Raw genomic sequence first — 22,263 nt, 5'->3', positions numbered from 1 at the left:
TGCGGTGGCATTCAAGGCGGCGTCTCCCAATAATGCGTGCGCTCTATATTGCCACGTTGATGCGTTTGGGTACCCGTCTATCTTATACCGTAGGGGTATCTCGTTCAGGCTTTTTGTCTATCTCCTCGACTACAGCCGGTGAGGCGGGTCTTCACGACAAAATCTATTGTTCGTCGGTTCCTATCTGCTCATATTTTTGAGGATGGCATGCGAAATGCATATTTTTAACTGTTCATGAGAGTGTCCTTAAGGTATATCCCCTTGTAAATCCTGGTTTTAAAGCTGTGGCTAGGAAATTTATAGTAAGGCTTGCCCACCTCCCTTCTCCCTTGTTATCACAGGGAACCTGTTTTCTGGGGGTATGTACTATTATTTTTTATTTGATAGGTAAAGTATGTGCCAAGTCTCAGAACGTATATTGAGTGCATATTTATAAATTTAAGAGCTTTAGATATCTTTCAAGTAGACTCAGTTGCCGAAACCCAACTCTACCCATGCCCTGCGAAGTTTTATAGGTATTTTATGGGTAAATTTCTATATGTGAGGACAACTATCAACTTTGTATCGAAACAACCATTTACACCTTTCTTTTGATAAGGGTTCATAAAATATTTATTAGGTTTTCTTATAGTATTTGTCCACCCCTCGGACTATCCGTGAGTATTGTGACCTCACCGCGGTCACAACTCTCGTTCGCTGTGCTAGCCTATAGGTATCCACGGAAAGTTCTGTGCCTTCATGGCGCGGTGTAGCCCCATGGAAAATAATAAAAACCAACGGGTACTCCCGTCGGCAATAGCAATTCACTCACTTACAATTACACAAAGGGTGGGTTGTCGTTATTGTTGGCAGAAGTGCCTTCACTTTACCGATAACCAACCACCTTACAACTGAACGAGAAAGATCGTGCTTCGTACGTTTTCTTCACTTCCGAAACAGCGACGGGCAGCAACGGGCTTACTTCTGAGTTTGTCTCTGATAGTCCCCCTCGCGGCATGCTCTCAGTCATCAGATCAACAGACTGCGAGCCCTGACAGCTCAGCTTCAGCAAGCTCGTCATCTTCTGCTTCCAGCGCATCTAGCGCTTCTTCCGCCCCTTCTTCTTCTGAGACTGCTACTTCTTCCTCTGAATCTGCACAGGCTGAAGTTCCTGCGCAGGACGAAAATTATCCCCAGGCAGAGCAACTCAAAGACGCTAAAACTGTCTCGACTGACGCTGCCGAGGTTAAAGAAGTCAACGGTCTCGTAAACTCCTATGAGCAGACCATGTCTTCTGTTCCAAGCGCGCCTGAAGGTTCAGCAGATACTGCTTCATCAGATTCCGGTCAACCCCGGCAGTTTCTTGATGAGGCAACCATGGACTCCATCAACAAGGTAGCTGTAGACAACGCCGCTGAAGAATACGCGGCATCCGCTGCCGAGTACGCCCAAAACGGTTGGCATTACGAGGGCACCAGCACGGTCGTCGGCAGCCCCAAAGTTGCCGAAGGAACCTACCAGGGCAAGCGTGCACGATTCGTCGAAGTGTGCCTGGATTCCTCCCAAGTCAAGACCAAAGACAGCGCGGGTCGGGAACTCCAGAGCGGAGGCAAACGGACTCTCAATATATATACGCTGGTCGAATCTGACGGCACGTGGAAAATAGCCCAACACGACTTCCCTAACAATCCCGATTGCTAAGCACATGGTACGTCGTACCTACAGGCATCGTAAGGCCGTTTTATCCTTCGGTGTCTGCCCGTGTTTATTCCACTCCTTCAATACGTATTCAGCATTCAACGGAGGTGCAATAAAACCATGAAATTTGCTAGAAAAGCGACTACGGCGGTAGGGCTTGCCCTGACGCTTGGACTTTCCGGGCTAGCCCCGGTAGGTCCCGTAGCCTACGCTGCTGAGGATGCGGTCGTTCACGACGGCTCCTCCAGCGACAAGGCAGCCGCTTCCTGCTATGAAGCTAAACAAGTCAACAAGGATGCAAAATCCGGTAAGTACTGGCTGTACACCCCTTCGATGTCGGCTCCACAGCAGTTCTACTGCGACCAGGAGACTAACGGCGGCGGTTGGGTTCTGATTGGTCGCGGCCGTGACGGCTGGACCGAGAACTACCACGGTCGAGGTGCTGCGTCTAAGCTATACACTAGCCCTGAGGGTGACGACGCAATGACTCCGGTACAGCTGCCCTCTACCACTGTTGATGAGCTGCTGAACGGCCAGAAGCCGCAGGATCTTGAAGATGGCGTGCGCTTCCGCCGCGCTCTGAATACTGACGGCACGGAATGGCAGAACATCACGGCGCATCGTGATCAGACCGAGCGTTGGACCTGGGCTCTGCGAAGCAACAATATCTGGTCCAATATTGACGTCAGCGCGGATAACCCCCAGTACATGCAGAGGGATCGTACCCACTTCGACAAGACCGAGGGTCATATCCAGCAAAATGGTACCTACTCGGTGCTGAACTTTGATGAGCAGCGTGAGCAGGGATGGAAGCTCGGCTTTAGCTACAGCCGTGATGTTCGTGCTAACGGAAATCGCAATGAGAGCGCAAGCAACTCATATCTGTACCGCCCGAGCGGTTCCAACGCTACTCCCTTCGCTTTCACTCAGGTCTACCTGCGCCCGAAGCTAACCCAGCAGAACATGGGGGCACAGGCTATTGGCGATAACGGTACCGCGGCAAGTAACCGCCGCGCACTGCCCAAGAGCGGTTCTATGCCATGGAAGTGGCGCACAAGCGATAAGTCTGGAACCGGTAACGTCAACGAAATGAACACCTACGTTCAGGCTATTACTCAGGTAGGCGACACTGTCTTCACCGGCGGTGACTTTGCATACCTGGAGTCTGCAGCCGGTGCTCATGTGGATCAGTCTTATCTTGCTGGTTTCAACGTCAATACTGGTGAACTGGTGCAGACCTTCAAGCCGAAGTTCAATGGTCAAATTAAGTCTCTTGAGGCTCTGCCGAACAACAAGTTGGCCGTTGGTGGTGAATTCACCGAGGTTAACGGCGAAAAGGTGCCCGGTTTTGCGGTGCTTGACCCCGCAACCGGACAGCTTGACCGCGAACTGAACCTGCAGGTTGAAAACAATGTTTCCGGTTCAGCTCTTTCTGTGAAGACTCTGCAAGCTCAGGGGGATTACCTGTACTTGGGCGGTACGTTTACCCATCTCAAGAGCTCAGGAACCCCCAATAAGGTTTACTCCCGTAACGCTGCTCGCGTGAAGATCTCCACCAACCAGGTTGATCGCACGTGGACCCCGCGTTTCAACGGAACAGTAAATGGTATGAGTGCATCGGCAGATAACTCCGAGGTATTTGCCGCCGGTTACTTCACCGAGATGAATGACCAACGCGCATTCCGTGTGGCACGTATCCTCGATTCCGCCAAGAAGGTCGGCACATGGGAGGTCACTCCCTCATACCTTCCGGATCCACAAACCCGCGAGAAAAGGGTGTGGGGCTTCCACTTTGACGTTCAGGATGCTGGCAGCTCCGTATGGCTTGGTGGTACTGAGCACATGATTTCTCAGTACACTAAGAACGAACCAATGACCCGTTTGAGCTCGAGTATTACCCGCAACGGCGGTGATTTCCAGGATCTGCATCTCAACGGTAATAACATCTACGGCGCCTGCCACTGTGGTGACTTCCTGTACCAGGGCAGCGGCACCCACGACTACGCATGGCGTGGTTCTACCGTGACCGACAGCATCCGTTTGGTTGCTGCGTTCGATAAGGACAGCGGTAAAACTCTCCCCGAGTTCGCTCCTACTCTTAAGGGTAAGAGTGGTCATGGCATCTGGGAATCCTTCGTGGACTCCAATGGTGTACTGTGGGTTGGCGGCGATTTGAACCGCTCCCTAGGTGAAAATGGTGTGCAGCAGGAATCTGTTGGCTTCGTACGCTACGCACCACGCGATGTTACTCCCCCGCCTGCTCCGAGTAACCTGACCGTTACTCAATCCGGTGATAACGATCAGCTGAACTGGAGCGCATCTGGCGAGGCGGGTGCACGTTACCATGTGCTCCGTAACGATCGCGTGATTGCTACTGTGAACGGCACCAGCTACAGGGTAAAGCACACCGACAACGCTCGTTACTTCGTGCGTGCGGCTGATGCAAACGGTAACTACTCTGCTTCTACTTCGGTTGCTGTATCTGGCAAGAAGGCTGAGCAGCCTAAGCAGGAGAACCCCAAGCAGGAGAATCCGCAGCCTCAGCCGGAAAACCCTAAGCAGGAAGATCCTAAGCAAGAGGACCCCAAGCAGGAACAGCCCAAGCAAGAGCAGCCTAAGCAGGAAGATCCTAAGCAGGAGGCTCCCAAACAGGATAATCCTAAGCAGGAGCAGCCCAAGCAAGAGGATCCTAAACAGGAAGATCCCAAGCAGGATGACAATAAGAATATTGTCAATCCTCAGCCGGAGAACCCCATCCAGGACGATCCCAAGCAGGAGCAGCCTAAACAGGAAGATCCTAAACAGGATGAACAGCCTCAGCCGGAAAACCCTGCGACAGACGATCAGGTTCAGCCCGCTGATCCCAACGATGATCTGAAACCGAACGAGCCTAAGCAGCAGGAGAACCCGAAGCAGGAGCAGCCTAAGCAGGAAGATCCTAAACAGGACAACCCCAAGCAGGAGCAGCCCAAGCAAGAGGCTCCCAAACAGGAGCAGAAGCCCCGGGGCGATCAGGTTCTCGTCGATAGCGGTTCTTCATGGGTCTACCGCGTAGGCAGCGACCGCGCCGAAAGCGAATGGAAAACTCGTTCATGGCTCGGCGGCGCATGGTCTCGCGGCAAGGCTCCCCTGGGTGCTGGCTCGGTGAACGTTGAGACCGAGGTGAATACCTTCTTTGGTACTCCGATGAGCATCTACGCCCGTAAGGACGTTACCCTCACGAAGGAACAGGCTCAGCAGTATCTGAAGCTCACCACCTACGCAGATGACGGTACTGTGGTTTATGTCAACGGCAAGGAAGTTGCTCGTAAGAACATGCCGCAGGGTCGTATCTCGGCTAATACCCCCGCAACCCAGCGTCCGGAAAGCCAGAACGCTCAGCTGTTCTCAGTTGACGTTCCTGCTGAGTACCTGCGCGAAGGTCGCAACGCAATCGCCGTTGAGGTTCACGCTAACTCGCACTGGAGCAACAACATCAGCTTCGATATGCAGGTTATTTCCACCGCGCAGCACCAGAACCCCCTTCCTGAAGCACAGAATCAGGAGGATAACGGTCAGCAGCACCGCCCTCAGGTCTGGTACTGGTACTACCCGGAGTACTACGGCAACTATGGTAACGGTGACTACTACGGTCGTCGTAACCAACGCGTAGCCTATAACTACGATCACCGTGGTTTTGGTTACATGGGTGGCTTCGGTTATGCCCACGGATTCTTCGGTCGTGCATTCTACGACTACGGATTCGGTTGGTAATCACCTAGCCCCTTTGTAGGGACTGCATAAACGCTCCTGTAGCTGGATTTAGTATTCGGCTACGGGGGCGTTTTTCAGCGCGATACCGTCTTCAATGTTTGACTAAGAGTCAGCAAAATAAGGCGCGCCTGGCAAAGTCCTACTTTTTAGAGCATTTTATTTCTATAATCTTTATGACTTACTTTTTGCTCGGACACTCGGTTTTAGATCGCATGTCTTCCGGCGGGCTTAGGTAACAGCAAACGTCGTCATCACCCGCGGCACCACCTCAAACTTTGATCACCGATTAGGATTCTTCACATGGGTCACATCACTACGCCAAGCACAGCAAAACGCCCCGGCTTTTCGGATACTCTGAGAGCGCTTGAGCAGGCGCAAAAACCAGGTATTGGAGTTCCCGCATACACCCGATGGGTAAACCGCAGGATTGCACGCTATTTTGCTGCTGCCGCTGTCTCCCTCGGTATTACGCCCAACGGCGTTACGGCGGTCAGCGCTGCTGTCTCGGCGGCAGGTGTTATCGTTCTTCTAACCGCTCCCCCAACAATCCTGACAGGCGTTATCGTTGCGCTTCTGTTTGCCCTCGGTTACGGGCTTGATTCGGCGGACGGGCAGGTAGCCCGCGTGACCGGCGCATCCTCACCTGCCGGAGAATGGCTTGACCATGTAGTAGATTCCATGCGAGTACCCACCGTACACCTAGCGACGCTGGTAGGTTTTATCCGTTTTCCCGAGTACTTCTCTGCATCACATACCGCCGATGGTTTTCCCGGTGGCTGGATTCTTTGGGCACTGCCCATGACATTCACAGTGCTCACCGCCGGACATTTTATGAGTCAGATTCTCGCTGAACAGCTTCGCAAAAACCGTAAAACTGCGGCGCCTTCGACCGGGGGTAACCTCCGTTCCTTCATCAATCTGCATATGGACGCCGGTACGCTCTGCTGGATCTACATTTTTTGGGGTTTTGGCGTGCTCTTCGTCTTCGTCTATGCGCTTCTTTTCTTGGCAAATGCGGCGACCGTTTTGCTGTCTATGCGCCGTAAATACGTCACGCTTGCAACCCCCGCATCGTCCCCCTCGCAGGAGGCATAACCGTGAAGTTTGAATCTTCAGCTCCCGCCGTAAGCGCCGTGATCGCAACTAACGGTAAACGTCCCGAAACTCTGCGCACTGCGGTACGCTCTATTCTCGATCAAGATTATGCGGAGTTTATCGAGGTTGTCGTGGTGTATGACCGGGTAGAGCCCGATCTGCTGGAAGACGTGCAGGTTCCGGAAAATCGGAAGCTCATTACGATAGCAAACACACGCACGGGCGGTCTTGCGGGTGGTCGTAACAGCGGGATTCTTGCCGCCACTGGAGAAATTATTGGTTTCTGTGACGACGACGATTATTGGATGCCCACCAAGCTGACCGAACAACTCGCACTGTGGAATGCTCACCCGGAGGCGGTCGCGGTTTCTTCGGGTATCACCGTTCGCTCGGGTGGGCGTGATATTGAGCGGCTGGCGCCTAAGCGTGCATCCTTCGATGACTTTCTGCTCTCACGCATTACGGAGATTCATCCTTCCGCTATGCTCTATGCGAGGCAGGATCTTGTGACCGACCATCTCGGTTTAGTCGATGAGGAGCTGCCAGCTTCCTACGGCGAAGACTACGATTTACTCTTACGAGCAACCCGCTACGGCGACGTTTTTTCAGTGCAGAAACCGCTTATTCTGGTGCTGTGGGATCGTCCCTCATTTTTTGCTGGTAAGTGGCAGGCTATGGCGGACGGGCTTACCTATATATTGCAAAAATTCCCCGAATTTGAGCGTAGCCCGCGTGGACTGGCACGTATTGCCGGGCAGATAGCTTTTGTGCATGCGGCGCTCGGTCACCGTGATCTTGCTCGTTCCTACGCCCGTTCGGCCCTTAAACGCGATAAAAAGCAATTACGTGCCTGGGCGGCATACGTGGTAGCACTGGGGATTGTGAAACCTCAGCTGCTTCTTGATCTCGTTCAGAAGACAGGAAGAGGTCTGTAATGTCTACTGCTCTAGCTCTTCCAACCCTCGGTGCTTCAAGGAAGCTCGCGTCTACACCCGCGGCGGGCGGTGCATCCGCACAGGCACCCCGTAAACGTCTTCCTGCGTGGCCTCTTCTCACCCTGTTCTATGGGTTCCCGGCATTCTGGGCGTTGGGGCTGCTTCAGATCGTGCCGCTGGTGCTTTCGGTTACGATGGTCATTTACTTGACTATCCGCGGCGGCGTGCGAGTGCCCCGCTCGCTCTGGATATGGGCTGCGTTCATCTTCTGGGTGATTGTCTGTACCGTCTCGTTAGAAGATGTGACAGACTATATCGCCTGGACGCTGCGCTTCGTCAATATTCTCAACGCGGGCGTGTATGCGCTTTACTATTTCAACGCTAAAGAAAGCATCTCGATCAATCAGCTCTTGGGCAGTTTAACTGCTTTGTGGGTTACGGTTGTCGTACTCGGATGGGGCGGCGTGCTCTTCCCGGAAGTGCGCGTTCAAACACCAATGAGCTACGTCGTGCCACAGAGTTTCATGTCGAACTCTTTGGTGAAAGACTATATGCTCCCACCCTTCGCGGAGGTTCAAAACCCCTGGGGAGCGCCCGAACCCTACGTGCGCCCCGCCGCGCCTTTCCCCTACGCCAATAGCTGGGGTCTTGCCTTTACCGTGCTTACGCCCGTGATGTTCGCATTCTTTGCTCGCACACGCTCGTGGCTTCTGCGCATCTTTTTGGCGATCGTCCTCGGAGCATCGGTCGTGCCGCTCGTTGCGACCAGTAACCGCGGTATGTTCATTGGTCTGGGTTTTGCGACTGCATACGTCATTATTCGCCTGATTATTGGTCGCTATTGGGGCCTGGTAACGGCGGCCGGGGTGATGGTTGTCGGGGTGGTGACCGCGTTAATTGCCTCCGGCACGGTGGCAGCTATTTTGGGTCGTCAGCAATATTCTGACTCGACCGGCGGTCGCGCGGCGCTGTACCGCTCAACCTGGGCAGCGTCCTTAGAGTCTCCCATTGTGGGGTATGGAACTCCCCGTATGGAATTGAGCGTGGGTGTTTCGATGGGTACTCAGGGGTATCTATGGACTCTAATGTTCTGTTTCGGATTTGTGGGTCTTGCTATATATGCCCTCTTTATTCTCAGTATTTTGGGTGAAGGGTTGAAGGTGCGCACCCCCGCCGGATTCTGGTTGCATTCTATTCCGGTCTGCAGCTGTGTTGTCATTATTTTCTATAGCTTCGATGTGGCACAGCTCAGCGTTCTTCTGCTCAGCGCCATGGCTTGCATTCGTGCACGATATTACAGAGAGGAGCTTTAATGGCACGTCATGCTTCTTTAGCGCGCAGCGGCTCGCTGGCTTCTCTCTGTGTGATGTACGGTGCCGGTATTGCGTTCGTTACAACCCTCGTGGTCTCAAACGGAATCGGCGCAGCCGGTGCCGGTGAATTCTTCCGTCTAATGGCACTCTTTGCGATCGGAACCTCGCTCTCAGTCTTCGGCGCGGATACCGGACTTGTACGTACGATGTCCGCACAGCGTGCCCTAGGACGATACTCTGCGCTCCCCCAGCTTATCCGCTTCGCTCTTTTCCCCTCGGTACTTCTTGCCGTTGTCGTAGCCCTCGCAGCGCTGGTGTACAGTTTGATCATGCCGGGAAGCGACGAATACGCCACCGCTCTACGGGTGAGCGCTCCGTTCCTGATAATTGCCGCCGCCATGACGGTGGGGTTCGGAGCATTACGCGGTCTAAACCAGGTAGTGACATTCACCCTCCTGCAGAACGTAGTGCTCCCGACTCTCCGTCTAGCGGGTGTAGCTCTTGCGGTGATTCTTGCGGGTTCTCTGATGGGCTTAGTGTGGGCATGGACTATTCCGGTGATTATCACCACGGCGGTCACTGCATACCTGCTCAACCGCCCTCTTCCCGAAGAAATGAGCCAGGACGCGCCGCCCACCACGAACGAGCACCAGGACGCCCCGGAAGAAACGCTGCGTTCTTTTTGGATGTTCTCATCTGCCCGCGGCGTTGCCGCCATTGTCGAGACCGCACTCGAATGGATTGATGTGCTGGTTATCGCAGCATTCCTCGGACCGGCCGCAGGCGGTGTCTACGGCGCGGTAAACCGGTGTGTGCGTGTTGGCACTATGGTCGAACACACCGGGCGCATCGTGACTGGACCATCGATCAGCGCGGCTCTGGCAACCCAAAACTTGGTTCGTGCCCGTGAAATCTTCCTTGCGACCACCCGCGTGCTCACCGCCCTAGCCTGGCCTTTCTACCTTTCACTTGCTTTCTTCGGCCCGGTTTTGCTGCGTTTCTTTGGTAAAGGTTTCGAGTCTGGCGCCGGTATTCTCTGGGTTATCTGCCCGGCGGCGATGCTCGCGATGAGTGCGGGTGGCGTGCAATCGGTTCTGCTTATGAGCGGTAAAAGCCGTTGGCAGCTTCTCAATAAGCTCTCCGCTCTGGTTCTGGCGATTATCTTGAACCTTACCTTGGTTCCGTTATGGGGGCTCTATGGTGCCGTCACCGCTTGGGCGGCGGCACTGCTGATTGATACGTTCTTGGCAAGCTACCAGGTTTTCAAGCTGGTGGGTATTCGCGCTACTGTCAAGGAAATGGCTCCGGCGCTCATCCTTGGCGGTGTGGTACCGACTGTATGCGCCCTTATTCCGCTCGCGATTCTGGGGCAAAGCCTAGTAGCTCTGGTGCTGTACCTGGTTCTTCTGGTTCCAAGCTACGGTTACCTGCTGAAGCGCTTCCGCAAGCCGTTGGGCGTTGAACGTTTCCTCTCGGCACGCAAGAAGCCCGCAACTGCGGAAGAAGTTGTTGCAGCCCAGACCCCGGAAAACGCGCCTACCACGGTGATGGCGATCGTTCGCTCCCCCAGCAAGTTTTCGGCGGTGCGTGCCGCTATTGCTCAGGGGCGACGTGAAGCGTTCCCGCAGTACACCGATTCCGGTGCCGATGCACAGCGCTTGAATGATGCGCTTGCCCACGGAGCAACGATGGTTCAGCTCGTCGGGGTTTCCCCGCAGAATCCTCAACGCTCCTCCAGCATTGCTTCTGCCGTTACTGCGGCGCTTTCAAAAACACCACCGGCGCATTCTTCGGATGCGCCCTCTCAGCAACATACCGCAGCTGAGACACATCTGTCAGCTACGCCTCCCGCCGAGGGAACGGCGGTTCACCACGAACAACTTCACGAGAAGGGACAAACTCCGCACATGGGGAGAGAACAAGAGTCTGCGCCGCAGGCTAACGCATCGTCGCAGGATCACAGCAACCCCCAGACGGGGAAAACACCGCATATCGAAAAATCGCCAACCGTACCAATATTCTTGGGTGCGGCGGCTGGCGACGAGCCGGGTTCACCCGATTCTGCGGTTGGTACCCTCAGAAATGCTCTGCCGCAGGATTCTGCACAGCCTGAAGCCGATAAATCTCCCGAGCCAGCTCGACCCGTGCAAGCCGTGAAGAAGCCGAGGCTTCCTGCGATTGCACAGGCTACCTCGAATGGTGCCCCGGATACGCCCACGGGCATGATACCCGCGCAGCCCGCCGCTAAGACTCAGACGACACCAACGGAAAGCACAGATGCCGAAGCCCCGGCGAAGTCTTCCGAAGATACGACGGACTCTCACAACACAACACCGATCACGAACCACGAACGACCCAGGATTATCGTTCAGAAAGAGAACACCATGGAAAATTCGAGCACTTCCGAGAAACAGCCTTCGGCATCTTTGCTTGAGCAGGTTCAGCGAGTATGGCGCCATAAGCTCATTGTTCTTATTCCGATCGTGGTGATGGCCATTCTTGCGGGAACCTACGGTGTGATTTCGCCTGCATCATACGCCGCGAAATCAACTGTGGTGGTTTATCCGCTCGTGAACGACCTTTCTGGAACCGGCAGCGCGAACTCCTTGAAGGTCGATATTAACACCGAGTCCCGTGCGGCAAGTTCCCGCCAGGTTGCCGGGCGTGCCATTACCAAGGCTCAGGCTAACCAAGAGGGCCCCAACTACCAGGCGATGGACGTTGATAAGCTCATGGCTGCCACAAAGGTAACGGGTACTTCGCAGTCGGCTGTTTTGGATATTGAGGTGACTCTGCCTAACGCCCAACAAGCGGCTGACTACGCAAATGCCGTGGCTGAAGCCTATCTGGAGGTGCGCAGTGAAGGCCTCAAGGCTAATGTGGAGGACCGGCGCAAGAAGCTCAATGAGAAGATTGACGAAGCAAAAAATAGCACTACCATCCCAGCTTCCGAACTTACGCAGCTTCGTGAACGCCTTTCTCAGCTTGAGCTGATTTCTCAGGAGGGCGGTCGTGTTGTATCCTCTGCTCAGGTTCCAAAGAGCCAGAAGGGTCTCTCCCCCATGGTTCTGATGGTCGTGGGCGGTGCCTTCGGTCTGCTGGTGGGTATTGCTGCGGCATACATTTATGACCGTTCGATGCGTACCTTGGGCTACGCTGGTCGTCTCAAGGAGATGGGTATCGATTCGCATGAGCTCAAGCCGAACGACACCGAAGGAGCGCTTTTGCTGCTGCACCGTGTAGGCGCTACGGATGGTGACCTCAAGAAGGCCGGTTATGCCGGTATTACCCTCAGTTCTGCATCCGGCAAACTCGCTTACCGTATGTACCAGGCTCTCTACACCGCGCTGCCAAGCGATCAGGTGCGTTTTATCGACTACAAGTCGCTCAAAGACAGTCACTCGCTGCAGAACCCCGAGAAGTATGTTGCGGGTAATTCCATTCCCGTTGTGGTTGATTTGGGGAATTCCGCTACGCTTCCGCAGGTTGTGCGATTCAGCAATGCCACTCGTTTGTGCCTGATTCCGGTGAACAAAGATACTAACCGGGCAAAGCTGCGCGAGCTCTTCTCGTACCTGCAGACTCTTGAAAATACCGTGAGCATCGCAGTATTTATGGAACCGCAGAAGGAGGGGTAAGCGATGACTAATTCGTCGGATAAGTCCGCAAAGTTACTTCTCGTCTCTAGCAGCGGCGGGCATTTGAAGCATCTGACCGAGACCGCTTCTGCATGGGAAAACTACGAGCGAGTGTGGGTGAGTTTCAAACAGCCCGATGTTCAGGCGGCGCTTGAGAACGAGCGTGTGCATTGGGCCTACTACCCTACGACCCGCAATATTAAGAACGCTATTCGGAATTTCTTCTTGGCTCTGAAGGTTATTCCTCAGGAGAAACCGCAAGCCGTGGTGTCTGCGGGGGCAGGGGTTGCGGTTCCGTTCTTCGTGGCGGCAAAGCTATTTCGGGTCAAGACCATGTACATTGAGTGCTATGACCGCCCAACGCTGCCGACGATGACGGGAAAGATGCTCTATATTCTGGCCGATAGCTTTAACGTTCAGAATGAGGAACAGCAGAAGAATTTTCCGGATTCGACGATTCTGCACCCGATTTTCTAGGGGGCAGCACCGCATTATATGCGCGGGCGTGGGATTAATAATTTTCACCGCTTTCATGACCGTGAAGTTTTACTTTAATTCTGCGTCTGCGCGTATATACTTAATACATAACAAACTGATAACAACATCTGCGGGCGAGCATTACCTTCGACTAACCACCGGAGTCAATCGCAGAAACTCTTCCGATTTACCAACCACTCGGGGTTAGCTGGCCTACTTCCACTCTTTAGGCTGACCGATTCCGCACTCACCGATTAGAGTTAGGATCAGACATATATGTCTATTCAGAACGTGCCCTATACTGCAGGGCATAGCATTATTCTCGATCCGGCGAGCTTCACTCTCGCCCAGGCTCCCTCACGTCTTCCGGCGGATACTTATGATCTTGTGGTTTCTCTCGGAACCGACTATCACACCTTTGACCGGCTGCTACGGTGGGTCAAGGCTTATTTGGCGGAGAATCCTCAGGTACGATGCCTCATTCAACACGGCCATACCTCCCCCGTTGAAGGGGCAGACAACGTTAAACTTCTGCCCGCAGGTACCCTCAAACGCCTATATGCCAAGGCGCAGGTTGTACTGGTTCAGGGTGGCCCGGGGTCTATTCAGGATGCGCGTGCCACCGGCGCTATCCCCCTCGTTGTACCGCGCCGCGTTGAGTTTGATGAAGTTGTCGATAACCACCAGGTCCCTTTCGTTACCATGATGGAGAAGCAGGGCGGCGCCGTTATCGTTGAGAGCCGCGCAGACCTGTTCGACAAGCTTACTTTAGCCTTTGAAAATCCCTCACTTTTTCATGCGGCACAGCCCTATGTGGCGAACCCAAGTATCGCAGCGGGACAGCTGGCGCAGGGGCTCGATAACCTGCTTTCGGGGAGGACTCGCCGTGCTGAGGGATATATAGCCCGTTTCAAGCAGGCAGCACGTGCTCACGCTGCGGGTAAGCAAGAAATGGCTCGAATTAACGCTATTACACCCAGCGAGTAGAATCTAAGTAGCTATCGGCGATATAGTGCACATGTATCCGCCGAGTTTTCAGACGTAAGGCTACACCGGAACATTCGCCACTATATGAGGCAGAAAACCGCACATATGCGCGGGTGTTCCACTCAAGTTGTGCAGCCACGAAGGCTGTTACCTGTTAGGTACAAAAGCCTCGGAGCGCTTATCTTCCGGATAGGATGCCCGGGGCTTCGCACGCGCCATGGAAGGAAAAGAGAAAATATGGCAGTTCAAGAGTCCAACGACGTCAACGTATCAGTTGAGCAGATCGCTGCAGCATACGCCAGCGAAGATTTCGCACGCTTTGTATGCAATGAGGTTGGTGTTAATTTCGTCAGCTTTAACCTTGACGGTGACCCCGCCGGTGAGTACACCATCACCACAGAGCGCACCATCCCCGCAGACCGCGTTCCGGATATTGCGAAGAAGTTCGTCTCTAACGGTGTGGGTATGACCCAGACCGATAAGGTGAGCGCACCCGCTGCCGACGGCACCCGCACCGTGAACACCGAGGTTAAGGTTAGCGGTATGCCTGTAAGCGCGCAGGCTACCCAGACCCTCACTCCTGTGAGCGACAGCCAGGCACGTGTGGACGTCAATGGTGAGGTCTCCTGCTCGATTCCGCTGGTGGGCAAGAAGATTGCTGCCGCTGCCGAACCTCAGGTTGGTCGCGTGCTCAAGGTTCTTGGCACCTCGGCTGAGAAGTGGACCGCTCAGCAGGGTTAATTACTGGTCTGCTAGTCTACCTGCTAAAAAGGCTCTTTATGTGAATGAAGCGGCGAAAAACCCGCTTTATTCGAATAAAGAGCCTTTTTATGTTGGGTACTGAATGCTAACGACCGATGGGGCTTTAGGATGCTTCGGCTTCTGCCGCTCCCACGGGGGTCTCTGCTTTAGCGGCGACTACCGCCTCATGATAAGCACGGTCGCCAAGAAGTTCGGCGAAGCGGCGCATCTCTACACGCAAGTCGTGCTCAGCTTCTAACAGATCAACAACTTTGCGGAGCTTGGTGCTTGAGGTGTGCTCCGTATAGGGGAAGTAGTGGACGCTCACGCCGACCTCTGCGAAACGTTTTTCGAGGGCGAGACCCTGCGGGGTTCCCTTCCAGTCGTCGCCTTTGAAAAAGACGTTAAAGGGCTTCTGATGCCATGTTTCGATCTTATCGGGGGTGGTCTCGATATAGACTTCGTCCACATAGTCGATATGACTGACGATTGCGGCACGCTCATCAATGGGGATAACGGGACGGCGCCCCTTGGTCTGCTCAAGAACGTCGTCGTGCACGACACCGGCGATAAGGTAGTCGCAGTTTTCCTTCGCCTTGCGCAGGATTTCGAGGTGCCCGTAATGGAACAGGTCGTAGGCGCCGGCGGCGTATCCAATAATCATAAGAAACCCTCTCTTAGGGTACGTGCTTACGGCAGACGCCTGGGGCACATTCACACGGTGACTGCGCGGTTTTATACCGCACGTATAGCACCATCAGTTTACCAGCCGGAACGCCGTTCAGCTTCCGTCTGGATAACCGCAGGAACATGATAGGGACGGCAAAAAGGTGACTTCCCGATGGCTATGTCGAGAAGTCACCTTCTATATGAGCTACCCTTCGGTGAGATCTCCTGCTTGCCAAGCCTGGTGATCCTGCCACGAAAAGCCAGCAATACGCTCGCCATGAGCAAATAGCTCCCATGGATCGTTCACCGCGCCCGCTTGCAGGGTTAAAGTCCACGGGGAACCATCAGAAGCACGCAGTGTTATCACGGGGTTATACCCGTCTTCTGAACCGGAAACCTCAGTGATTACCGTTCCCTGAATTTGCCCCAGACTATCCGGAAAATGATTTTCCTGGGGCTCCTTGGGAACAGAGCCCTCTGCCGCAGTAAGAACACCGCTACAGTTAACTTGAAGTGCCCAATCCTTCCCAGATAAAACTGCGCAGGCGTCCTCACCCATGACCTCCACTGCATCAACGGTTAGCGGGAGGTGTGAACGCATACGTTCAAGTACTGAACGGGTATCCCACCCGGCAGGTGTCTCATCCGATGGTTCCAACGGGGCTGTGCCATCAGAAGGAACATACCCAAAATAGTGGCGTGCCTCGGCAAAACTATGAGGCACAATAAATTTCTTATTCTCTTCTACCTCAAACTCTGGTTTGTACCGATACACCGCCACGCTACGACCCGTGTAGAAGTTCTCATCATATGGGTTAATACGCATAGCGTGCGCATAATCAATCAGCATATCCTCACCAAGGCGGTCAGGAATACGCGCAACCTTATATGCTTCTTCCTGCTCAAAGTTAATTGGGATCCCCTCATGAACGAAACGCCACCGAGAACCCATCTCACGTTTAACCTCAACACATCGTCGAGCCCGTTCCGTGTGAATATCGCCAGGATTATCAGGCTGAAAAAGGACCTCAAACCGGCGACGACCCCGCACATTCACCCGAGAATCAGCATGAGAAGCTATAGGGTACCGATTCGGAACATTTGAGATCAGCACGCCGGTAGTATTCAGTAGTCGAGAGGTTGTGTGCACAATAGAATCTACATCGTTACTCGGCACACGATTTGTCAAAACCGAAACCCAATAATTTTCACACTCAGTAAACACAACAGCATCACTGATACGACGCAGCGGCTCAAGGTACGACATCGCCGCAGCTAACCCGCCTGATTCAACAACCTCATACTGCATGCGGTAGCCCAGCTTTTGCTGCCAGTCGATATATGCCTGGGCGATATCCTGCAGGTCCGCATAAATATAGCCAAGTTCGTAGGTAGTGGGCTCATATGCACCGTTAGCTAACGTGTAGTGGGGATTCATAACACTCTATTCTGTCGGTTATCGCTACGTAAGAATTTAGGATGCGGAACGGGTAAAGGTCTTCGTTGCAGGATCATCGTATTCCCGCACAGTACGTATTTCTATCCCTCCATGTTCTGGGTCATTAGCAGCTATACGCTGTGCCTTATACTGCGCGAGCTTACTCTCTTCAGTCAGCCAGAGAATATAGTACCGTTTACCATCAAGCGTGTACTGCAACTCGGGATGGTTATACCCTACTTGGTAGCCGTAAGCGCTCTGCTGAGGGGCATTAACAAGAATATCCTCAGCGCCCTGATAATGTAATTGCTCAATGGTGCGTTGTAAGTCATCATTCTGGCTGGTAACGGGGCTTATGAGTACCATGTATTTATTCCTTCGTCATGGGGCGGGGGATGTAATGATCTACATTAGCGATAGTATCGGATAGAGTTTGCAGGTGTACGAGTTTTCGTCACCAATGTTTAGGCTTTTACCTTTCGGTTTCCTGACAGTGTGCTTCTTTCCATGCTTCGTGAGCCTGCCAACTGGGGCCTTCGATAATCTGTTCCCGATTTTGTATGACACCCCACGGAGCATTTTCATCTTCGCTCAGGATGTGAATTACCCAGTCCTCACCATGAATATCGCGAACGGTAATAAGCGGATCATAGGCATCTGGTGTATCCGCTTCAACGGCAATTATCATGCCGCCTTGGAGAGCTTTAATAGGCTCTTGCTGATTCTTCGGAAACTCCTCTAGGCGATTTTTCTCTAATGCTGGAGCGATACGCCAGTCACAATCCACATAGAGCTTAAAGGAAGAATTATCTTTATTACCCGTGAAAGAGAAATTCAAATCTCCCACGCTAACCTGTTCAACTGGCAATGGCAACAATGCCTGTAGCTCACTCAGACGTAGAGAATCAGCCTGATATTCATCTAAAGGCTCGAATTCATCAGATTTTTTAGATTCATTCTTCTGGGTACTTTCAAAATATATTTTTGAATAGCCTTCATCATCACCATAGCTATCGTAAAGATGATCAAGTTTATATTCTTTGCGAGCCTGGGCAAAAGTTAAAGGTTTTAAGAATTTTGGATCATCGTGATGCCAAGACGCTTCTACATGACATATAAGTGCGGGTCCAGTATAGAAACTTGGATTATACGGGTCAATCCCTAGATGCTGTGCATACTGTAACATTAGCTCTGGAGAAAAACGGTCAGCTACTTTCCGATTCTCATAGACATTCGTATCCTCAAAACTGAAAGATGGTTGACCCGCTGCCTGGAAATACCATTTCCGAAGCCCTTGCCGACTTAAATGTATGATACGACGCCCGGTCTTACCGCACAGTTTTTCTCCAGATCCATTATAATAACCAAAAAATATATCTCCATATGATTCCCTATAGCTATCAAGATCTTTATAATTCTTCGGTGGATAAATATTGGGAATATACCTTATTAGAACACCATCAAGAAAATATTTTTTCTCCATATTCCACATAATAGTTGTATAGTCTTGCATTTTTGGACTATTCCTTAACATGACAGTCCACCCGTTCTTACATTGGACAAAAATAATCTTAGTCTCAGCAAATTGCAAAGGCAATAAAGACTCAAATATATTATTTCCTAAAATATGAACTTCTTTACATTTTAAGGTCTTAGGACTTTCGATATTCGATACCCAATTTTTATAGCATTCAGCTACATATTGGTAATTTTCCTTAAAAAATGCTAAGTCATAAGTCACAGGCTCATATTTTCCATCTACAAGCCTGTACCGATCAGTATTTTCAGTCATGACAATTCACACCTTTCCGTACACTAGCTATTTTTTATACGGATCAACAATACGTAGCTCAATACCGCCATGGTTAGGATCATTGGCTGCAATGCGTTCTGCATGCTCAATTTCACGTCCCGAAGTAGTACGATCCCATTCAACATAGTACCGTTTACCATCTTTAGTAAATTGAAGATCTGGACGATTCGTCACATCATCTCTTCAGAAGATACAACTAACCCTCAGTATCTGTTGGGTCAACCGTTATACCTTTCAAATTACTGATAGCGTCTTCTTTAGTCTTCACATACAAAGGATGCTCCGCCCCAGGGTCATCTTCATCGAAATCAGGAATCACAATCGCCCGACCCTCAAAAAACTCCAACACCTGATCAAGATGCTCTTGAGACACCTCCATACCATAAAGGATATTCGCAGGATCATACTCCCCATCCTCATCCTCCGAATACCGGTACCTCAACTCAGTATCCACAGTCTGCAACAGCTGTGCAGCCCACTTCGCCATATAATAATGAGGATCGTGAGGACTCTGGAATAGCGCATCATAATTCTTCAGAACAAAAAAAGAACCCCTGACTCAAATCCAACCACTGCAAATCCTCAAGATACTCATGAATCCAATCATCCGGCAACCGAGGAATCTCATACGGAAACTCAATAGCCTCAAAAACCATCACAGCAGCTTCCGCAGGCCCCGAAGACTCCAATAACTTTTCACAGGAGAACTCAATAATCTTCCACCCAGCCTGCCGCAACAACTCCAACTGCCGCTCTAAAACACCATCCTCCCGCACATAAACAACCGGGAAAAAGACGTCATCCCACTCATCAGTATAGAAACCCATAATATTTCTACTCCTTAATCAAAATAAACGCTTATCATGATGCGGAAATAAAAAATTTGAGGGTCACCTATGAAGTGGCAGTATCCCAATCATGAATAACCCTCAATATATACGAACGTGCTTATATACTATTCTGTATCATCAACATCTTCACTATGCACCAGGTGCACCTTGGAGGCAAGAACCGGATCATAAAACGGTGATTCAGGATAATACCGAGGATCAGCAACATAGATACCCGTAGCCTGCGGATCATGGTTTATAACCCCACCAAAGAGCTGACCTGTCTTATCGTAGAGAGGATCCGGGGCTCCGTTCGGGAAATTCCTTCGCTGCTCTTCTTCGAAATCAGACCAGGGGTATCGCACCCCCTCACCAGCAATCATCACGTTCTCAGCCCCCATCAGCTCCTCAAACTGTGGAATATATGAGGTGGGAAGACCAACACCATACCCCACCACCACAGGATACTGCTCGTAAATATACCCACGAAGATCAGAATAGTGATAGCTCATACGTTCAGCTAATTGAAGCGCATACTCCGGGGCATAAAAAGGCGAACACTCTTCCCGTACGCTAAAAAGATCCTCAAAGTTCTCATAGAATACAAAAAGACCCTGACGCATATCATTCCAATCAGCTTCCTCAACAGCATCTTTAACCCAAAACCCATTCACCCACTGATCCGGAGCAATATTAAACCCAAGCGCTCGTAAAAGCCTGCACCCAAGTTCGTGCGAGGTATCCACACCAGCACAATCCACCTCAACAATAAACCACCCCTGTTCCTGCAAATGAGGCTTCATCACCTGCTCCCAATACCCACTCTTCCGAGGAAAACAGGAACAACAAACTCATCTTTATATTCACATTTGTATGTCATCACCTTATCCTTAGAGGATTTGGATAAAGATTTCGTACTGATTCTTCAGTCGTCCCTGTCATCTCAAGCTAGACCCGTCTATTTCAGCCTTATATAGACTAGGTCTATGTTCTCTTCAGTAGACGGTATACCTGACGACCTATTCTGATGGCTACTCAACCATATGAGTCATCCCCGAGCGCACAACCTCAGTCATACCAGCCTTATCCACCGAATCCATCACCGAACACAACGCAGCCGATAACAACCGCGACTCAGCATAAGAACTAAACCGGTACTGCTGCAGGCTAGGTTCTTTACCCTGCGCCAACTTCTTATGGTAGTTCCAAAATCCTCAAAAGGATTAGGTATATAGGACGCAAAAACCCAGCTTGAACCTCAAGACGACTATTCTTCTACGGGATATCCTGCATCACCCGTAAACGCGGGACTCTCCGGGTACCTTTCAGGATCAAAAATCCACTCCCCCCGCTCATCACACCGAGGAGCCGGGAACCCCTGAGGGAAATATTTTTTCTTCCGCTCCTCATGCCAAGTCCACGGATACTCCACCACCTCCGGGCCAGCAATGAGGATCTCGTTATTTCCTGTAAAGAACTGCTCCACACGCGGCAAAGAAGCCCGGCTCACCCCGAACCCGTAGCCTAGAGTCACCTCATAATCATCCCCAGACCTAGGACGTGGGCTAGGACGCATAGGATAGTTCAGACGCATTGAGTCAATGATATTTACGGCATAGATAGCGTAACTATCGTTCCCTAAACGGTCCGCCATCGACAGTACGTCCTCAAAGTTTTTATAATACACAAACAGTCCCTGACGCAGATCAAGCCAATCAACCTCAGTAGCATATTCAAAAGCCCAATGGACATCAAACTCATACGGAAAAAAATCCCAATCAAAATCCAGGGCTGTTAAAAAACGACGCCCAAATTCCAATGATCCAGTGGCTCCAGCGCAATCAACCTCTGCGATATACCACCCTTCACGCTCAAGATAGGGCTTCATACAATTCTGCCAATACCCATCTTCCTCAATGAAGATCGGGGCAATAAAAGGTTTTGAAAGACTATGTTCATACGGCATAAGCTTTTTCCTTTCAGGCTTAGTCAATAAGACGAATAAAGATTAGAACATGACCTGGACTACGGTCCGTATTCTTTGTTTATGTTAACTTTCAGATGTTCTTATCTTATACATCGTTGTTATTGGTGTAAGTAGTACTTTCGGGGTATATGTCGGGGTCAGTTATCCAGATACCATTCTCATCATACCGAGGATCGGGAAAACCATTAGGGAAATATTTCTTCTTCCGCTCCTCCTGCTGAGACCAGGGATATACAGCATTGGGATCAGCGCAGATCGTCTGATGACCTTCAAAATACTCCTCAACGCGAGGGAGAAAATCTTTCGACACCTCAAACCCATACCCAAAAAGAACCTCATACCCTTCATGACCGGCAGGCCGCATAGGGTAATGAAGCTGCATCGAATCAATGAGACGTACTACATAGTTCGCATAACTATCAGCCCCCAGATAATCGGCCATCTTTAGAACATCTTCAAAATGTTTAAGATAAACAAACAGTCCTTGGCGCATATCTAGCCAGTCGATTTCAGTAGCAAGTTCTTCAGCCCAGTATGAGTCAAATTCACCACTAATCTCATTCTCCCAATCAAGTCGGATCGCTTCCATAAGTCGATACCCAAAATCCCTAGTACCTTGCACTCCTGCGCAATCGACCTCCACAACACACCATCCTTCTTTCTCGAGGTAAGGGCGCATATAATCTTCCCAGTATCGATCTTCTGCAAGAAACAAGGGCGCGATGAATTTTTTAGAAGACCCTGCTTGTCTATAAGCCATTTTCTACCTCTTTTGGAGTGCAACTCGACGAGAAAACTAACTTGTATTATTCAGAAGAACCCTCCTCACCACTGCCGCCGGTGTAGGATGTGCTCTCGGGGTACTCATCAGGATCGTCAATCCACTCCCCATCCTCATACAACGGGTCAG

19 protein-coding genes and 1 pseudogene are annotated in these 22,263 nt (G+C 51.5%); 9 read left to right on the top strand and 11 right to left on the bottom strand.

Features of this window, described 5'->3' with window-relative positions; genetic code table 11:
• The first annotated feature begins 969 nt into the window (after nt 1–969).
• The 9 genes from HMPREF2804_RS03995 to HMPREF2804_RS03950 all read left to right on the top strand — a co-directional run bounded on the left by HMPREF2804_RS03995 (nt 970) and on the right by HMPREF2804_RS03950 (nt 14,616).
• The gene (locus HMPREF2804_RS03995) at nt 970–1,680 is read left to right on the top strand and encodes an IMS domain-containing protein (RefSeq protein WP_168160752.1); all 711 of its coding nucleotides are present in this window, start codon (nt 970–972) and stop codon (nt 1,678–1,680) included.
• A 117-nt stretch (nt 1,681–1,797) separates the two neighbouring features.
• Nucleotides 1,798–5,430: a fibrinogen-like YCDxxxxGGGW domain-containing protein gene (locus HMPREF2804_RS03990; protein ID WP_070449197.1), complete on the top strand. Its 3,633-nt coding sequence runs from the start codon at nt 1,798–1,800 to the stop codon at nt 5,428–5,430.
• Nucleotides 5,431–5,730: 300 nt separating this feature from the next.
• A complete protein-coding gene (locus tag HMPREF2804_RS03985; protein ID WP_070449198.1) occupies nt 5,731–6,525 on the top strand; it encodes a CDP-alcohol phosphatidyltransferase family protein in 795 nt (264 codons plus the stop codon).
• A gap of 2 nt (nt 6,526–6,527) precedes the next feature.
• The gene (locus HMPREF2804_RS03980; protein ID WP_070449200.1) at nt 6,528–7,460 is read left to right on the top strand and encodes a glycosyltransferase family 2 protein; all 933 of its coding nucleotides are present in this window, start codon (nt 6,528–6,530) and stop codon (nt 7,458–7,460) included.
• Nucleotides 7,460–8,773: an O-antigen ligase family protein gene (locus HMPREF2804_RS03975; protein ID WP_048753460.1), complete on the top strand. Its 1,314-nt coding sequence runs from the start codon at nt 7,460–7,462 to the stop codon at nt 8,771–8,773. The genes HMPREF2804_RS03980 and HMPREF2804_RS03975 overlap by 1 nt, the downstream gene beginning before the upstream one ends.
• The gene (locus HMPREF2804_RS10715) at nt 8,773–12,411 is read left to right on the top strand and encodes an oligosaccharide flippase family protein (RefSeq protein ID WP_083308343.1); all 3,639 of its coding nucleotides are present in this window, start codon (nt 8,773–8,775) and stop codon (nt 12,409–12,411) included. Before HMPREF2804_RS03975 ends, HMPREF2804_RS10715 begins: the two co-directional genes overlap by 1 nt.
• Before the next feature lie 3 nt (nt 12,412–12,414).
• Nucleotides 12,415–12,888 (top strand): PssD/Cps14F family polysaccharide biosynthesis glycosyltransferase, encoded by a 474-nt coding sequence (gene pssD / locus HMPREF2804_RS03960; RefSeq protein WP_048753458.1) that lies wholly within the window; start codon nt 12,415–12,417, stop codon nt 12,886–12,888.
• Nucleotides 12,889–13,164: 276 nt separating this feature from the next.
• Nucleotides 13,165–13,875, top strand: a complete 711-nt coding sequence (locus HMPREF2804_RS03955; RefSeq protein WP_070627374.1) for a glycosyltransferase — start codon at nt 13,165–13,167, stop codon at nt 13,873–13,875.
• A 237-nt stretch (nt 13,876–14,112) separates the two neighbouring features.
• Nucleotides 14,113–14,616, top strand: coding sequence for a DUF2505 domain-containing protein (locus HMPREF2804_RS03950; protein ID WP_004006161.1), 504 nt, complete (start codon nt 14,113–14,115; stop codon nt 14,614–14,616).
• 124 nt (nt 14,617–14,740) lie between these two features.
• Here the strand turns inward: HMPREF2804_RS03950 and HMPREF2804_RS03945 are convergent, their stop codons facing one another.
• The 11 genes and pseudogenes from HMPREF2804_RS03945 to HMPREF2804_RS03910 all read right to left on the bottom strand — a co-directional run bounded on the left by HMPREF2804_RS03945 (nt 14,741) and on the right by HMPREF2804_RS03910 (nt 22,113).
• Nucleotides 14,741–15,280, bottom strand: a complete 540-nt coding sequence (locus tag HMPREF2804_RS03945) for an FAD synthase family protein (RefSeq protein ID WP_048755149.1) — start codon at nt 15,278–15,280, stop codon at nt 14,741–14,743.
• Between the two features lie 210 nt (nt 15,281–15,490).
• A complete protein-coding gene (locus HMPREF2804_RS03940; protein WP_048755150.1) occupies nt 15,491–16,723 on the bottom strand; it encodes a hypothetical protein in 1,233 nt (410 codons plus the stop codon).
• Nucleotides 16,724–16,759: 36 nt separating this feature from the next.
• Complete coding sequence (locus HMPREF2804_RS03935) at nt 16,760–17,089, bottom strand: hypothetical protein (RefSeq protein ID WP_048755151.1); 330 nt, start codon at nt 17,087–17,089, stop codon at nt 16,760–16,762.
• Between the two features lie 106 nt (nt 17,090–17,195).
• Nucleotides 17,196–18,515 carry a hypothetical protein gene (locus HMPREF2804_RS03930; protein ID WP_048755152.1) on the bottom strand — a complete coding sequence of 440 codons (1,320 nt, stop codon included), beginning with the start codon at nt 18,513–18,515 and terminating at the stop codon, nt 17,196–17,198.
• Between the two features lie 27 nt (nt 18,516–18,542).
• Nucleotides 18,543–18,710, bottom strand: a complete 168-nt coding sequence (locus tag HMPREF2804_RS11080) for a hypothetical protein (protein WP_168164905.1) — start codon at nt 18,708–18,710, stop codon at nt 18,543–18,545.
• 22 nt (nt 18,711–18,732) lie between these two features.
• On the bottom strand, nt 18,733–19,023 hold the full coding sequence (locus HMPREF2804_RS11275; RefSeq protein ID WP_246824130.1) for a hypothetical protein: 291 nt from the start codon (nt 19,021–19,023) through the stop codon (nt 18,733–18,735).
• 37 nt (nt 19,024–19,060) lie between these two features.
• Nucleotides 19,061–19,363, bottom strand: a complete 303-nt coding sequence (locus HMPREF2804_RS11270; RefSeq protein WP_246824128.1) for a hypothetical protein — start codon at nt 19,361–19,363, stop codon at nt 19,061–19,063.
• Between the two features lie 128 nt (nt 19,364–19,491).
• Nucleotides 19,492–20,246 (bottom strand): annotated as a pseudogene (locus HMPREF2804_RS03920) (hypothetical protein).
• A 151-nt stretch (nt 20,247–20,397) separates the two neighbouring features.
• A complete protein-coding gene (locus HMPREF2804_RS11075; RefSeq protein WP_160311911.1) occupies nt 20,398–20,556 on the bottom strand; it encodes a hypothetical protein in 159 nt (52 codons plus the stop codon).
• Between the two features lie 77 nt (nt 20,557–20,633).
• The gene (locus HMPREF2804_RS03915) at nt 20,634–21,332 is read right to left on the bottom strand and encodes a hypothetical protein (RefSeq protein WP_070627372.1); all 699 of its coding nucleotides are present in this window, start codon (nt 21,330–21,332) and stop codon (nt 20,634–20,636) included.
• 106 nt (nt 21,333–21,438) lie between these two features.
• A complete protein-coding gene (locus tag HMPREF2804_RS03910) occupies nt 21,439–22,113 on the bottom strand; it encodes a hypothetical protein (RefSeq protein ID WP_070627370.1) in 675 nt (224 codons plus the stop codon).
• Nucleotides 22,114–22,263: the final 150 nt, after the last annotated feature.

Source organism: Rothia sp. HMSC065G12 (assembly GCF_001811455.1).
Classification (GTDB): domain Bacteria; phylum Actinomycetota; class Actinomycetes; order Actinomycetales; family Micrococcaceae; genus Rothia; species Rothia dentocariosa.
The sequence above is the reverse complement of the archived record's forward strand: the minus strand, read 5'-3'. Positions and strand labels throughout refer to the sequence as shown.

Excerpts from the sequence above, each read along its gene's own strand:
- HMPREF2804_RS03990 (WP_070449197.1), top strand. The coding sequence starts at position 1,798 with ATGAAATTTGCTAGAAAAGCGACTACGGCGGTAGGGCTTGCCCTGACG.
- HMPREF2804_RS03985 (WP_070449198.1), top strand. The coding sequence starts at position 5,731 with ATGGGTCACATCACTACGCCAAGCACAGCAAAACGCCCCGGCTTTTCG.
- HMPREF2804_RS03975 (WP_048753460.1), top strand. The coding sequence starts at position 7,460 with ATGTCTACTGCTCTAGCTCTTCCAACCCTCGGTGCTTCAAGGAAGCTC.
- HMPREF2804_RS10715 (WP_083308343.1), top strand. The coding sequence starts at position 8,773 with ATGGCACGTCATGCTTCTTTAGCGCGCAGCGGCTCGCTGGCTTCTCTC.
- pssD (WP_048753458.1), top strand. The coding sequence starts at position 12,415 with ATGACTAATTCGTCGGATAAGTCCGCAAAGTTACTTCTCGTCTCTAGC.
- HMPREF2804_RS03955 (WP_070627374.1), top strand. The coding sequence starts at position 13,165 with ATGTCTATTCAGAACGTGCCCTATACTGCAGGGCATAGCATTATTCTC.
- HMPREF2804_RS03950 (WP_004006161.1), top strand. The coding sequence starts at position 14,113 with ATGGCAGTTCAAGAGTCCAACGACGTCAACGTATCAGTTGAGCAGATC.
- HMPREF2804_RS03945 (WP_048755149.1), bottom strand. The coding sequence starts at position 15,280 with ATGATTATTGGATACGCCGCCGGCGCCTACGACCTGTTCCATTACGGG.
- HMPREF2804_RS03940 (WP_048755150.1), bottom strand. The coding sequence starts at position 16,723 with ATGAATCCCCACTACACGTTAGCTAACGGTGCATATGAGCCCACTACC.
- HMPREF2804_RS03935 (WP_048755151.1), bottom strand. The coding sequence starts at position 17,089 with ATGGTACTCATAAGCCCCGTTACCAGCCAGAATGATGACTTACAACGC.
- HMPREF2804_RS03930 (WP_048755152.1), bottom strand. The coding sequence starts at position 18,515 with ATGACTGAAAATACTGATCGGTACAGGCTTGTAGATGGAAAATATGAG.
- HMPREF2804_RS11275 (WP_246824130.1), bottom strand. The coding sequence starts at position 19,023 with ATGGCGAAGTGGGCTGCACAGCTGTTGCAGACTGTGGATACTGAGTTG.
- HMPREF2804_RS11270 (WP_246824128.1), bottom strand. The coding sequence starts at position 19,363 with ATGGGTTTCTATACTGATGAGTGGGATGACGTCTTTTTCCCGGTTGTT.
- HMPREF2804_RS03915 (WP_070627372.1), bottom strand. The coding sequence starts at position 21,332 with ATGCCGTATGAACATAGTCTTTCAAAACCTTTTATTGCCCCGATCTTC.
- HMPREF2804_RS03910 (WP_070627370.1), bottom strand. The coding sequence starts at position 22,113 with ATGGCTTATAGACAAGCAGGGTCTTCTAAAAAATTCATCGCGCCCTTG.